This window comes from Cellulosimicrobium cellulans (assembly GCF_016921195.1).
GTDB classification, from domain to species: Bacteria; Actinomycetota; Actinomycetes; order Actinomycetales; family Cellulomonadaceae; genus Cellulosimicrobium; species Cellulosimicrobium cellulans_F.
Window position 1 is genome coordinate 565,337 of record NZ_JAFGYF010000001.1, and the last position, 12,748, is coordinate 578,084.

Below are 12,748 nucleotides of genomic sequence, written 5' to 3' on the forward strand. Positions count from 1 at the left end.
CCGCGGTCGGCGCGCCGGGGCGGGGGCGAGCGGGGGCGGGAGCCGTGATAGGACGTACGGGTGAGTAACGACGCCGCCACGCCCGGTACCTCCGACTCGTCCGAGACCCCGTTCCACGACCTCGACCACTACCTCGCGATCCCGCGGGTCGGAGGGCTCGCGCTCTCGCCCGACGGCGCGCGTCTGGTCACGACCGTGCAGACGCTCGACCCGAAGCGCACGGGGTACCGGACCGCGCTGTGGGAGGTCGATCCCGCGGGCGAAGCCCCGGCGCGTCGGCTCACGCGCAGCGCCACGGGCGAGTCGAGCGCGACGTTCACGGGTGCGGGCGACGTGCTCTTCACGTCGGCACGGCCCGACCCCGACGGCGGGTCCGACGACGACCCGAAGGCCGCGCTGTGGCTGCTCCCGGCGACGGGCGGTGAGGCGCGCGTCGTCGCGACGGCGCCCGCGGGCGTGAGCGGCCCGCTCGCGGCCACGGACGCGCCGGTCGTGTCCGTGGCGGCGTCGGTGCTCCCGAGCGCTCGCGACCTCGCGCACGACGCGGAGCTCCGGTCCGCGCGCAAGGACGCCAAGGTCGCAGCGATCCTCCACAGCGCGTACCCCGTGCGCCAGTGGGACCACGACCGCGGCCCGGACGAGGCGCACCGGTTCGTCGGTGACCTCACGACCCTCGCCGACGAGCCCGTCCAGCCGCTCCCGTCGCCGGCCGCGCCGGCCGACGCAGGGGCGGACGACGCCACCGCGGCGAACGAGACCGCGCGCCACGACCGCCGGCTCCTCGACCTGCGTGACGTCACCCGCGGCGTCGAGCAGGGCTCCGCGCCGGGCCGCGCGCTGCACGAGCACGCCGCGGACCTGTCCGCCGACGGCACGACCCTCGTCACGACGTGGCAGGTGGCCGGTCCCGGGCCGCAGGTGCGCAACACGCTCGTCGCGATCGACACGGCGACGGGCGCGCGCCGCACGCTCGTCGACGAGCCGCGGGCGGAGGCGCACTGGCCGCGCATCTCGCCCGACGGCGCGTGGGTGGCGTTCGTGCGCGAGACCGTCTCGACGCCGCACCAGGCGCCGGAGGAGAGCCTCGCCGTCGTGCCGCTGCACGCGCCGGACGCGCCGGCGGGGACCGCGGAGGGGCACGACGACTCGGCGACGACGCGCGCGGAGAACCATGCGACCCCGCGCACGCTCGTGCCGCACTGGGACCGGTGGCCGACGTCGCTGCGCTGGCTGCCCGACGGCTCGGGCCTGCTCGTCACGGCCGACGACGACGGCCGCGGGCCGGTCTTCCTCGTTCCCTTCTCGCCGGACGGGACGGCGGAGAACGGCACCGCCGAGCGCGTGACGAGCGACGACGCCGTCTTCACCGACGTGCAGGTCGCTCCCGACGGCCGCACGGCGTACGCGCTGCGGACCAGCTACCTCGAGCCGTCGCACCCGGTCCGCATCGACCTCGGGGCGTTCCTCGGTTCCGGTACGTCGGGCAGCCGCACGCCCGTGCCCGCGACGCCGCTGCGCGGACCGGTCGCGACGCCCGACCTGCCGGGCACGCTCGTCGACGTCGAGACCGCCGCGTCGGACGACGTGCGCGTGCGCGGCTGGCTCGCGCTGCCGCACGGGGCGTCCGCCGAGAACCCGGCACCCTTGCTGCTGTGGATCCACGGCGGCCCGCTCGGGTCGTGGAACGCGTGGAGCTGGCGCTGGAACCCGTGGCTGATGGTCGCCCGGGGGTACGCGGTCCTGCTCCCGGACCCCGCGCTGTCGACCGGGTACGGCCAGGACTTCGTGCAGCGCGGCTGGGGGGCGTGGGGCAAGGCCCCGTACACGGACCTGCTCGCGATCACCGACGCGGTGGAGGCGCGTCCCGAGGTCGACGCGACCCGGACGGCCGCGATGGGCGGGTCGTTCGGCGGGTACATGGCGAACTGGGTCGCCGGCCACACGGACCGCTTCCGCGCGATCGTCACGCACGCGAGCCTGTGGGCGCTCGACCAGTTCGGCCCGACGACGGACCACGCGTACTACTGGGCGCGCGAGATGACGCCGGAGATGGCGCTCGAGAACAGCCCGCACCGGTTCGTCCAGGACATCGTCACGCCGATGCTCGTGATCCACGGCGACAAGGACTACCGCGTCCCGATCGGTGAGGGGCTGCGGCTCTGGTACGAGCTGCTCCAGTCGTCGGGCCTGCCCGCCGGGGCCGACGGCGAGACGGTGCACCGGTTCCTGTTCTACCCCGACGAGAACCACTGGATCCTCCAGCCGCAGCACGCGAAGGTCTGGTACCAGGTGGTGCTCGCGTTCCTCGCGGAGCACGTCCTCGGCGCCACGCCGGGCGAGGGCGACGCGGAGCTGCCGACGACGCTCGGCTGAGCACGGGGTTGCCCGCTCTCGACCACGACGTTGCTGTCGCTCTCGGCCCGAGGGCGACAGCGACGTCGTGCTCGGCGGGTCAGGGATCGGCGCGGAGCTGGGCCAGGCCGCGGCGCGCGTGGCTCTTCACGGTCCCGAGCGGGAGGCCGGTCTCGGCCGCGACCTGGGCGTGCGTCCGGCCCTGGGCGTACACGAGGCGCACCACCCGGCGCCGCTCGGGGGCGAGACGGCGCAGTGCGCCGTCGAGGTCGACCCGGGTCGCGACGTCGTCGGCGGGGTCGGGGACGGCCGTGGCGACCCGGCACCGCGCGGCCGCCTCGCGCCGTCGTGCCTCGCGCGCCCGCGCGCGCAGGACGTCGGCGGCCACGTGGTGCGCGATGCCCAGCAGCCACGCCGGAACGTCCCCGCGCGCGGGGTCGAACCGGTCGCGCGAGCGCCACGCCGCGAGGAAGACGAGCTGTGTCGCGTCGTCGGCGTCGGCCGGGTCGCCCAGGCGGCGCGCGACGACGGCGCGGACGAGCGGCGCCCAGCGGGCGTAGGCCGACGGCAGGTCGAGGACGTCGTCGCCAGGCGCGCGCTCGTCCCGCCTCGCGCCCTGACGGGGGCGGGGGACACGTGCCACGGTCCTGACCATCGCGCCACCGGTCCTCGTCGTCCTCCTCCCAGTGTCCGACGCCGCGGCGCGGGACGCGAGGTCGCGTGCGCCGGGGACGGCGGAGCCGGTGCGCGGGCGGCCGTGGTCAGGCGCGCGTCAGCGGTGCACCGGGCGGCGTTGGTGGACGTGCCGGTCGTGCACGGCCTTGCCGAGCTCGTAGATCGAGCCGACGAGGATCGCGGTGATGACGAGCGCGCCGAAGATGAGGAACCACTGCGACATGCCGTTCCCGATCCCGGTGACGCCGATCGTCCCGCCGGACCCGGCAGTGAGCGACGCGAACATGGCGGCCTCCTCCTGAGGGCGGACGTGCCCTCTCGTCCGGGGTTCGCCCGCGAACGTCCGCAGGGATGCGCCCTCGCGGTCCGGGTCCGGTGACCTCGCGTCAGGCGACGGTCGACGGGACCGGGGCGGATGCCGCGCGCCAGCGGCGCACGAGGCGCCGGTCGGCCGCACCCCGGGCTGCTGCCCACGCGCAGTGCTGGGTGGTCTCGCGGTGCTCCAGGAGGGCGTCGCGGTCGTGCTCCAGGGCCCAGAGCAGGGCGGTGCGCACCTCGGTGCGCGAGGGGGCGGAGGGCAGGGTGTCGTGCATGGTCCGTCTCGTCGTCGGTCGGGCTTCGGGCGGCCTGCTGACCGCTTTCACCCGACAAGACGGCACAAGTCGCCGTCCGTGACGCGAGTTCGGTCACTTTTCTCCGGCGAGGACGTGACGCCGGCCGCACGGGCTCGGGCTCGTGCGACCGGCCGCGCGTCAGGAGACCGCGTCGACGACGGCCGCGGCGAGGTCGCGGGGCCGCGAGAACATCGGCCAGTGGCCCGTCGGGAGGTCGACGTAGGTGAGGTCCGAGAGCTCGCCCAGCTCGGTGTGCAGGGGAGGGCCGGGGTGGGCGAGCTCCGCGAGCACGGCCGACGGGATGGAGCAGCAGATCACGGTCGTGGGGACGTCGAGCCGTGCCGGGTTCGTCACGTGGACCGGCCCGCGCGCGACCGGTCCGGGCATCGGCACCGCGCGGTCGCGGAACCGCGCGAGCATCGCCTCGTCCAGGCCGTCGAGGCTCGATCCGTCCTCGCCCAGCGTCTCCCAGGCGGGCAGCGGGACCTCGGCCGCTTCCGCCGGGAGGTCGGGCGACAGGGCGGCACCGTCGACGAGGGGGCCGGTGTCGACGTAGACGATCCGCTCGATCCGGGCCGGGTCGCGGTCGGCGGTCTGCTGCACGACGGGCCCGCCGCCGCTGTGGCCGACCAGTGCGACCCGACCGTCGAGCCCGTCGACGAGCCGCGCGACCGCGTCCACGTGGTCCTCGCGCGTGACCCGGGCGCGGTCCTGCGCGGTCGCGCCGGGCTCGAGGCCGGGGAGGGTCACGGCGTGCGGGACGAGACCGGTGGCCTCGAGGTGGGTGACGACGTCGTCCCATGCCCACGCGCCCAGCCAGAAGCCGGGGACGAGGACGACGTGGAGGGGCTGCGCGGTCGTGTCGTGGTTGCTCATGCACCCACCCTCGCAGGGCATCGGTGACACCTGTCTGTCACCATCGTCCGATGAACAGGACGGAACGCCTCTACGCGATCGCGGAGGAGCTGCGGAGGGCGGGGCGGACCGGCACGACGGGACCGCGCCTCGCGGCCGCGCTCGAGGTGAGCGAGCGGACGATCAAGCGTGACGTGGCTGCGCTCCAGCAGGGCGGGCTGACGATCTGGGCCCAGGCCGGTCCCGGCGGCGGCTACGTGCTCGACCCGAGCGCATCCCTGCCGCCGGTCAACTTCACGCCCGGCCAGGCGGTCGCCGTCGCGGTAGCGCTCGCGACGCTCCCGTCCGGCAGCCCGTTCGCGGTCGACGCGCACGCGGCGCGCGGCAAGGTGTGGGACGCGCTCGCGGCCGGCGACCGCGAGCGGGCCGAGGCGCTCGCCGCGCGGGTGTGGGTCCGGCACGACGCCCCGGACGCACCGCCCGAGGCGCCCGCCGCAGCGGGTGGGGAGATCGTCGGTCGTGCGCGGTCGCACCTCGGGGTGCTGCGCGCCGTCGAGCAGGCGCTCGCCGGGTCGCGCGTGCTCGCGATCCGCTATCGGGACGGCCGGGGCGCGACCTCGTCGCGCCGGGTCGAGCCCGTGCTGCTCGCGCACACCGACGGGCACTGGTACCTGGTCGCGTGGTGCCGGTCGCGCGAGGCGATCCGCTGGTTCCGGCTGGACCGCGTCGAGCGCGCCGACCTCACCGCCCAGACGTACGCGCCCCGCCCGGTCGAGGACGTCGGCGAGCCACCCGTCGGCGCGGCCGCCGTCTACGACCCCGACCCGGCGTGACGTCGCCAGCGGACCGTCGGTCCCCGCGCAGCACGCAGAACTCCTTGCCCTCGACGTCGGCCATGACGAGCACGGCCTCGCCGCGGGGTCCGGTCTCGCGCCCTGTCCAGCCGGGCGCGGCCTGCCAGAGGTCCGCGACGACGACGGGCTGGACGCGGCGTCAGGCCGCGTCGGGGTCCGGCTCGACGAGCCGCCCGACGAGCGCCGGCAGCCAGTCGGCGGCCTGCGCGCGGGCGACCGCGTCGTCGCCGGCGGGGCCGAGGAACGCGTCCCTCGCCGCGCACGTGTAGGCGCTGATGAGCACGCGCGTGGCCGAGGCGGCGTCGATCGCGAAGCGCATCCCGACGCTCGTGAGCACACGCGTGAGGATGTCCGCGAGCTCCGCCCGGAACGACTCCTCCTGGTCCGCGAACCGCTCCGCGACCTGCGGGTCGCGCAGCGCGAGCAGCTCGAGCTCCGCGTTCATGAGGCACCAGCGCCGCTCGTCGCGCGGGTCCGCCATCACGGCGGCGACGATCGTCGCGATCGCCTCGGGTGCGATGACGCCGTCGCGCACCGGGTCCTCCGGGAGGTGCTCGACGGCGGCCTCGAGGCTCCGCATGCGCATCCGGATCTCGCGCTCGGTGAGCGCGAGGAAGAGCGACTCCTTGGTCTCGAAGTTCGAGTAGAAGGCGCCGCGCGTGAAGCCCGCGGCCTCGCAGACGGCCTCGATCGACGTGCCGTTGATGCCGTGCTCGGCGAACAGCCCGTAGGCGGCGTCGAGCAGGCGCTCGCGCGTGCGCTCGCGGCGGGGGGAGAGGGGGGTCTCGCTCTCGGCGTCGCGGTCGACTCGGGTCCGGTCGAGGTCGGTGGTCACGCCGCACATGCTCCCACTGTCGGACGGCGCCACCCGCACGGGCGGCCTTGCGATACACGAGTGTATCCGATACGGTCACGCATCGGATACAGCGGCGTATCCTGAAATCCGTCTGCACTCTCCCCGGGAGGCCGCTCGTGTCCTCAGCGCTCTACTCGCTCGGCCGCTGGGCGGTCGGGGCGCGCCGGCTCGTCCTCGCCGCGTGGATCGGGATCCTCGTCCTCGCGGGCGCGCTCGCCGGCCTCGTCGGCCAGGGCCTCGACGACGAGGTGACCATCCCCGGCACCGAGTCCCAGGCGGCGCTCGACCGCCTCGCCGCGACGTTCCCTCAGGTCAGCGGCGCGTCCGCGCAGGTCGTCGTGGTCGCGCCCGACGGCTCCACCATCGAGGACGACGCCGTCCGCGCGCCCGTGGAGGACGCGGTCGCCGCGCTCGGCGACGTCGACGGCGTCGCCGCCGTCACCTCGCCCTACGACGACACCATGACCGCGTCGATCAGCGACGACGACGTCGCGACGCTCATGACCATCCAGCTCGACGAGGGGCAGAGCGAGGTCCCCGACGCCACCAAGGACGCGCTCGGCGACCTCGTCGACGACCTCGCCGCGGCCCTGCCCGACGGCGCCCAGGCCGCGCTCGGCGGGCAGCTCTTCAGCACCGAGTTCCCGACGCTCACCGTCACCGAGGCCCTCGGCCTGCTCGTCGCGCTCGTCGTGCTCGTCCTCACCTTCGGCTCGTTCGTCGCGGCCGGGCTGCCGCTCCTCAACGCCGTGATCGGCGTCGGCGTGAGCATGGGCCTGCTGTTCGCCGCGACCGCCGTCGCGCAGATCAACTCCACGACGCCGATGCTCGCCGTCATGCTCGGCCTCGCGGTCGGCATCGACTACGCGCTGTTCATCGTGTCCCGGCACCGCGACGAGCTCGCGAGCGGGCTGAGCGTCGAGGAGGCCGCCGCTCGCTCCGTCGCGACGGCCGGCTCCGCCGTCATCTTCGCCGGCCTCACGGTGATGATCGCGCTCGTCGGCCTCGGCGTCGCCGGCATCCCGTTCCTCACCGTCATGGGCGTCGCCGCCGCCGTCGGCGTGGGGCTCGCCGTCCTCGTCTCGATCACGCTGCTGCCCGCCATGCTGGGGTTCGCGGGCGAGCGGCTCCGCCCGAGGTCTCCGCGTCGCCGTGAGCGTGGGCGTCGGCGTGCGGGGTCGGGGACGGCGGCGGGGGGACGCCCGAGCACCTCGGGGGCAGCCGACACGGAGCCGACCACGACCGCCCAGGCGACCGTCGAGCACCGCAACCGGTTCTTCGCGGGATGGGTGCGGGCCGTCACGCGGATCCCGCTGCTGACGATCGGGCTGGTCGTGGCGGCGATCGTGCTGCTCACGCTGCCGGCGCGGGACCTGCAGCTCGCGCTGCCGGACGCGGGGACGCTGCCGGAGGACAACCAGGCGCGCGTCACGTACGACCTGGTGTCGGAGCACTTCGGGCCCGGCTTCAACGGGCCGCTCATCGTCACCGGGACGATCGTCACGTCGACGGACCCGGTCGGGCTCATGGACGACCTCGGCGACGAGATCGCGGACCTGCCGGGCGTCGCCGACGTCCCGCTCACGACGCCCAACCTCACCGCGGACACGGGCATCGTGCAGGTCGTCCCCACGGGCGCGCCGGACTCGGAGGAGACCAAGGACCTCGTCACCGAGATCCGCGCGCAGCACGACCACTTCCTCGACGAGTACGGCGTGGACCTCGCGGTCACGGGGTTCACGGCGGTCGGGATCGACGTGTCGGCGAAGCTGGGGGCTGCGTTGCTCCCGTTCGCGTTCGTCGTCGTGGGCCTGTCGCTCGTGCTGCTGACGATGGTGTTCCGGTCGGTCGCGGTGCCGATCAAGGCGACGCTCGGCTACCTGTTCTCGGTCGGCGCGGCGTTCGGGGTCGTGACGCTCGTGTTCGAGCACGGGGTCCTCGCGGACGCGCTCCACGTCACGCGGCTCGGCCCGGTCATCTCGTTCATGCCGATCGTGCTCATGGGCGTGCTGTTCGGGCTCGCGATGGACTACGAGGTGTTCCTCGTGGCGCGCATCCGCGAGGACTACGTCCACTCGGGCAAGGCCCGGAGGTCGATCTTCACCGGGTTCCAGGCGTCGGCGAAGGTCGTCACGGCGGCCGCGGTCATCATGTTCGCCGTGTTCGTGGCGTTCGTGCCCGAGGGCGACATGAGCCTCAAGCCCATCGCGCTCGGGCTCGCGGTCGGCGTCCTCGTCGACGCGTTCGTCGTGCGCATGACCCTGGTGCCCGCCGTGCTCGCGATGCTCGGCGACAAGGCGTGGTGGATGCCACGCTGGCTCGACCGGGTGCTCCCGTCGTTCGACGTCGAGGGGGAGGGGCTGTCCAAGGAGCTCGCGCTCGCGGACTGGCCGGAACCCGGCAGCACGGACGCCGTCGTCGCGCACGACCTCGTGATCGCCGGGGCGCACGGGCCCCTCGCCGAGCCGGTCACGGTCCGCGTGCCCGAGGGTGGGTCGCTCGTCGTGCACGGGACGTCGCCCGCGGCGGTGTCGGGAGTGGTGCTGGCGCTCGCGGGGCGGCTCAAGCCGGCCACCGGTGCGCTCAAGGTGACGGGCCTCGTCCTGCCCGAGCGCGCGTCGAGCGTGCGCCGCCGGGTGGCCCTCGTGGACCTCGCGGCCGACGTCGCGGCCCTGCCCGGCGACGCGCCCGCGCCCGCCGCGCACCGCGTGCCCGCGGCGGCGAGCGTCGCGGCGCTGCTGCGCGAGGACCCGCGGCTGCTCGCCGTGGTCGGGACGGACGCCGTCACGTCGCCCGCCGAGCGCGCCGCCCTGTCCGAGGTGCTCGCCCGGGCGGCCGAGCGCGGCACGGCGATCGTGCTCGGCGCCGTCGGGCTCGCGCCGACCGACCTCGCCCCACCGGGGACGCAGGTGCTCGACCTGCACGGCCCCGACCCCGCCCCCGCGGTGCCCGCCCCCACCGACCCGGCGCCCGCCGTCGGCCCGCGCACCGAGGAGGTGCCCGCATGAGCGTCTTCCCGCCCGACACGGCGCAGACCGAGCCGTCCACCCCGGACGCGCCGCGGCCCGCCGCCTCCCGGACCCGCCGCGTCGACGCCCGGCGCGCGTGGACCGTGGCCGCCGCCGTCGCGCTGCCGCTCGCGGTGCTCGGCCTGCTGCTGTGGGCGTTGTGGAACCCGCAGGAGCGGCTCGACACGGTGAAGGCGGCGATCGTCAACCTCGACGAGCCTGTCGAGGTCGACGGCCAGACCGTCCCGCTGGGACGCCAGCTCACGGCCGGGCTGGTGAGCGGCGGCGCGGCCTCGACGGACACCGGACCGGTCGCCGTCCAGCCCGACGCCGGCACGACGAACTACGACTGGGTCATCACCGACGCCGACGACGCCGCGTCCGGGCTCGCCGACGGCACGTACGCCGCCGTCGTGACGATCCCGGAGGACTTCTCCGCGGCGGCCACGTCGTTCAGCGGCGACGCGTCCGACGCGACCCAGGCCACGCTGACCGTCGAGACGACGCCGGGCGGGCGGGTCGTGGACGAGGCGCTCGCGCGCATCGTCACCACGACCGCGAGCTCCGTGCTCGGCACGACGCTCACCGAGAACTACGTCGACGGTGTGCTCGTCGGCTTCACGACCCTGAACGAGCAGCTCGGCGAGGCCGCGGACGGTGCCGACCAGCTCGCGGACGGGGCGTCCGCGGCGAGCGACGGCGCGACGCAGCTCGCGTCCGGCGCGGGCGAGCTCGCGACCGGCGCCGGGGCGCTCGCGTCCGGCGTGGGCGAGCTCGGCTCGGGCGCGGACCAGCTCGCGTCCGGCGCGGGCGACCTCGCGACCGGGGCGCAGGGCGTCGCCACCGGGTCGCGGCAGGTCGCGGACGGCATCGCGCAGTCCGCGTCCGGTGCGGGCTCGCTCGCGACCGGCGCCCAGGGCCTGGCCGACGGCGTCGCGGGAGTCTCGGGCGGCGCGTCCGACCTCGCGAGCGGGCTCGGCACGCTCGACGCCTCGATCTCGGCCGTCCCCCTCCCCGGCGGTGGGTCCACGTCGCTCCCCGCGCTCGGGACCAGCCTCGCGTCGGGGTCGCGCGACGTCGCCGGCGGGCTCGCGCAGGTCGTCGCCGGGATCGAGCAGCAGAAGGTCCAGGCGGGGTGCGAGGCGGCCCCGACGTCGCCCGCGTGCCAGGCGCTCGACCAGCAGCTCGCCGCGCTGCGGCCGCTCGCGGTCGGTGCGGCGGAGGTCGCGGCGGGGAACGCCGCGCTGGCCGGGGCGCCGTCGGGCGCGAACGGGCCCACCGGGCTCTACGCGCTCGCCGCCGGCGTCGACCAGGCCGCGCAGGGCGCGGACCGGCTCGCGAGCGGCGCGGCGCAGGCCGCCACCGGCGCGACGGGCGTGGCCGGCGGAGCGCGCGACCTCTCGGCCGGTCTCGGGCAGCTCGCGACCGGCGCGGACCGGGTGGCCGACGGCGCCGCGCAGCTCGCGGGCGGCGCGGGCGAGCTGTCGACGGGTGCGGACGGGCTCGCGACGGGTGTCGGGGCGCTCGGGACCGGAGCCGACCAGCTCGCGACCGGGACCCAGGACCTGGCGACGGGCGCGGGCGACCTCGCGGGCGGCGTCGGGCAGCTCGCTGACGGGACGACCGAGCTGGCCCAGGGCCTCGGCGACGCGACGGAGCAGGTCCCCTCCTACACGGACGCCGAGCGCGAGAACCTCTCCGCGGTCGTCGCGGACCCGGTGGCCGCTCCCGGCGTCGAGGACCTCGGCACCGGGTCGACCGGCCCGCTGTTCGCCGTCCTCGCCCTGTGGCTCGGCGCGCTCGCGATCTTCGTCGCGTTCCCGCCCGTGCCCGCGAAGCTGCTCGGGTCGACGCGCACCGCGGGGCGCCTCGTGCTGGCCGCGCTCGCGCTGCCGGCGGGGATCGCCGCCGCGACCGGTCTCGTGGTCGGCGGCGTCCTCGCCGCGGTCGAGGGGGCGAGCGTCGGCGGCTGGATCGGTCTGCTCGCGACCGGTGCGCTCGCGTCGGTGGTCTTCGTCGCGCTCAACCAGGCGCTCGCCGCGCTCGTCGGGAACGTCGGGCGGGCGATCAGCCTGCTCGTCGCGGTGCTGCTCGTCGCGACCGGCATCGTCGCGACCGTCCCGGCCACGCTCACGGGTCTGCGCGACGTCCTGCCGGTGGGCTCGGCGCTCCGCCTGCTCACGTCGATCGTCGACCCCGGTGCGGCCGGGGGAGCGGGGGACGCCGTCGCGCTCGTGCTGTGGGGCCTCGCGTCGGTGGCGGTGACGACGCTCGTCGTCGCCCGGCGCCGGTCGGTCCGCGTGGAGCAGCTGCTCCGCGCCTGACGGGTCGTCGGCGTGGCGCGGTGCGGGTGTGGGCGGCTGCCGTCAGACTCGCTCGGCAGGACGCGGACGGCGGGAGCCGTCCGTCGGGCGAGGGGACGGTGCACCGATGGACCAGCAGAAGGCACGAGAGATCAAGTCGCAGCTCGCGGACTACGCGCGCGAGCTCGCCGAGCGGTCGGGTCTGTCGGGCCGGTCGGACACGGCGATCGAGGCGCGCGACGTGCCCGACGCGGCGGAGGTCGTGCGCGCGCCCACCCTCGCGATCGGCCTCGCCCCGCACGACGACGGCGGGTACGCGATCGCGGTCCGGTACCGGCTGGGCGTGCCCACCGCGCGCAGCATCGCGCGCAAGGTCGCCTCGGAGGCGGGGGACACGGTCGACGTGCGACGCACGGGCCGGATCCGGCCCCTCGCCGCGGCGCCGGGCTCGGGGCGTGCGGGCGACGGACCGGGCCTGCGTCCGCCCGTCGTCACCGCCTACGCGACCGGGGAGACGGGCCGGGTCCGGCCGTTGCGGCCGGGGGTGTCGATCGCCCACGTGGACGTCACCGCCGGGACGCTCGGCGCGTTCGTGCGCGTCGCCGAGCCGCCGGTGGCGGGAGCGGACGCCGCGTCGGTGTACGCGCTGTCGAACTGGCACGTGCTCGCGGGGTCGCCGTCCGCGCGGGTCGGGGACGTCGTCGTGCAGCCTGGTCCCGCCGACGGCGGCGGTGCGCCCGACGACCGCGTCGGGACCCTCGCCGCGCTCGTCCCCCTGGAGGCGGGCGTCACCCAGACCGTCGACGCCGCCGTCGCGCTCCTCGACGACCCCGCCGTGGATCCGGAGTATCCCGTCGGCCGGATCACGAAGACCGCGGTCGCGCTCGGCGGCGAGGCGGTCGGCAAGTCCGGCCGGACCACCGGCGTCACGACCGGCCGCGTCACGGCCATCGAGCTCGACGACGTCGTGGTGGGCTACGGCGACGGCCTCGGCGCGCTGCGGTTCGACGACCAGATCGAGGTCGAGTCGACGGGCGACGGTCCGTTCTCGCGCGGCGGCGACTCGGGGTCGCTCGTGTACCGGGAGGACGGCGTCGCGCTCGGCCTCCTGTTCGCGGGGTCGGAGACGGGCGGCGCGAACGGCACGGGGCTCACGTACTGCAACCCGATCGTGACCGTGCTGGAGCGGCTCGGCGCGACGCTGCTCGGCTGAACCGGCGCGACGCCGCTC

10 protein-coding genes are annotated in these 12,748 nt (G+C 76.0%); 5 read left to right on the plus strand and 5 right to left on the minus strand.

The genetic code is table 11. The features are described from left to right. Positions 1–60 precede the first annotated feature (60 nt). Complete coding sequence (locus tag JN535_RS02425) at positions 61–2,373, plus strand: S9 family peptidase (RefSeq protein ID WP_205201661.1); 2,313 nt, start codon at positions 61–63, stop codon at positions 2,371–2,373. Positions 2,374–2,452: 79 nt separating this feature from the next. On the opposite strand, the gene JN535_RS02430 is transcribed toward JN535_RS02425, so the two are convergent. The 4 genes from JN535_RS02430 to JN535_RS02445 all read right to left on the minus strand — a co-directional run bounded on the left by JN535_RS02430 (position 2,453) and on the right by JN535_RS02445 (position 4,517). Beyond that, positions 2,453–2,995: an RNA polymerase sigma factor gene (locus tag JN535_RS02430; protein ID WP_205201663.1), complete on the minus strand. Its 543-nt coding sequence runs from the start codon at positions 2,993–2,995 to the stop codon at positions 2,453–2,455. 129 nt (positions 2,996–3,124) lie between these two features. Then, entirely contained in the window at positions 3,125–3,313 is a 189-nt protein-coding gene (locus JN535_RS02435; RefSeq protein ID WP_205201665.1) for a hypothetical protein, read from the minus strand. Between the two features lie 100 nt (positions 3,314–3,413). After that, positions 3,414–3,620 carry a hypothetical protein gene (locus JN535_RS02440; protein ID WP_205201667.1) on the minus strand — a complete coding sequence of 69 codons (207 nt, stop codon included), beginning with the start codon at positions 3,618–3,620 and terminating at the stop codon, positions 3,414–3,416. 159 nt (positions 3,621–3,779) lie between these two features. Continuing rightward, a complete protein-coding gene (locus JN535_RS02445) occupies positions 3,780–4,517 on the minus strand; it encodes an alpha/beta fold hydrolase (RefSeq protein WP_205201669.1) in 738 nt (245 codons plus the stop codon). Positions 4,518–4,567: 50 nt separating this feature from the next. Between JN535_RS02445 and JN535_RS02450 the strand changes: the two genes are divergently transcribed. Further along, positions 4,568–5,329: a helix-turn-helix transcriptional regulator gene (locus JN535_RS02450; RefSeq protein WP_205201680.1), complete on the plus strand. Its 762-nt coding sequence runs from the start codon at positions 4,568–4,570 to the stop codon at positions 5,327–5,329. 160 nt (positions 5,330–5,489) lie between these two features. On the opposite strand, the gene JN535_RS02455 is transcribed toward JN535_RS02450, so the two are convergent. After that, positions 5,490–6,185 carry a TetR/AcrR family transcriptional regulator gene (locus JN535_RS02455; protein ID WP_307868115.1) on the minus strand — a complete coding sequence of 232 codons (696 nt, stop codon included), beginning with the start codon at positions 6,183–6,185 and terminating at the stop codon, positions 5,490–5,492. 137 nt (positions 6,186–6,322) lie between these two features. Between JN535_RS02455 and JN535_RS02460 the strand changes: the two genes are divergently transcribed. The 3 genes from JN535_RS02460 (at position 6,323) to JN535_RS02470 (ending at position 12,730) form a co-directional block, all read left to right on the plus strand. Further along, positions 6,323–9,214 carry an MMPL family transporter gene (locus JN535_RS02460; RefSeq protein WP_205201684.1) on the plus strand — a complete coding sequence of 964 codons (2,892 nt, stop codon included), beginning with the start codon at positions 6,323–6,325 and terminating at the stop codon, positions 9,212–9,214. After that, positions 9,211–11,538, plus strand: a complete 2,328-nt coding sequence (locus JN535_RS02465; RefSeq protein WP_205201686.1) for a YhgE/Pip domain-containing protein — start codon at positions 9,211–9,213, stop codon at positions 11,536–11,538. The genes JN535_RS02460 and JN535_RS02465 overlap by 4 nt, the downstream gene beginning before the upstream one ends. 106 nt (positions 11,539–11,644) lie before the next feature. Further along, a complete protein-coding gene (locus JN535_RS02470) occupies positions 11,645–12,730 on the plus strand; it encodes a hypothetical protein (RefSeq protein WP_205201688.1) in 1,086 nt (361 codons plus the stop codon). Positions 12,731–12,748 lie beyond the last annotated feature (18 nt).

Bases quoted from the DNA above. Each gene is read 5' to 3' on its own strand.
- JN535_RS02435 (WP_205201665.1), bottom strand. From the start codon at position 3,313: ATGTTCGCGTCGCTCACTGCCGGGTCCGGCGGGACGATCGGCGTCACC.
- JN535_RS02440 (WP_205201667.1), bottom strand. From the start codon at position 3,620: ATGCACGACACCCTGCCCTCCGCCCCCTCGCGCACCGAGGTGCGCACC.
- JN535_RS02445 (WP_205201669.1), bottom strand. From the start codon at position 4,517: ATGAGCAACCACGACACGACCGCGCAGCCCCTCCACGTCGTCCTCGTC.
- JN535_RS02450 (WP_205201680.1), top strand. From the start codon at position 4,568: ATGAACAGGACGGAACGCCTCTACGCGATCGCGGAGGAGCTGCGGAGG.
- JN535_RS02465 (WP_205201686.1), top strand. From the start codon at position 9,211: ATGAGCGTCTTCCCGCCCGACACGGCGCAGACCGAGCCGTCCACCCCG.
- JN535_RS02470 (WP_205201688.1), top strand. From the start codon at position 11,645: ATGGACCAGCAGAAGGCACGAGAGATCAAGTCGCAGCTCGCGGACTAC.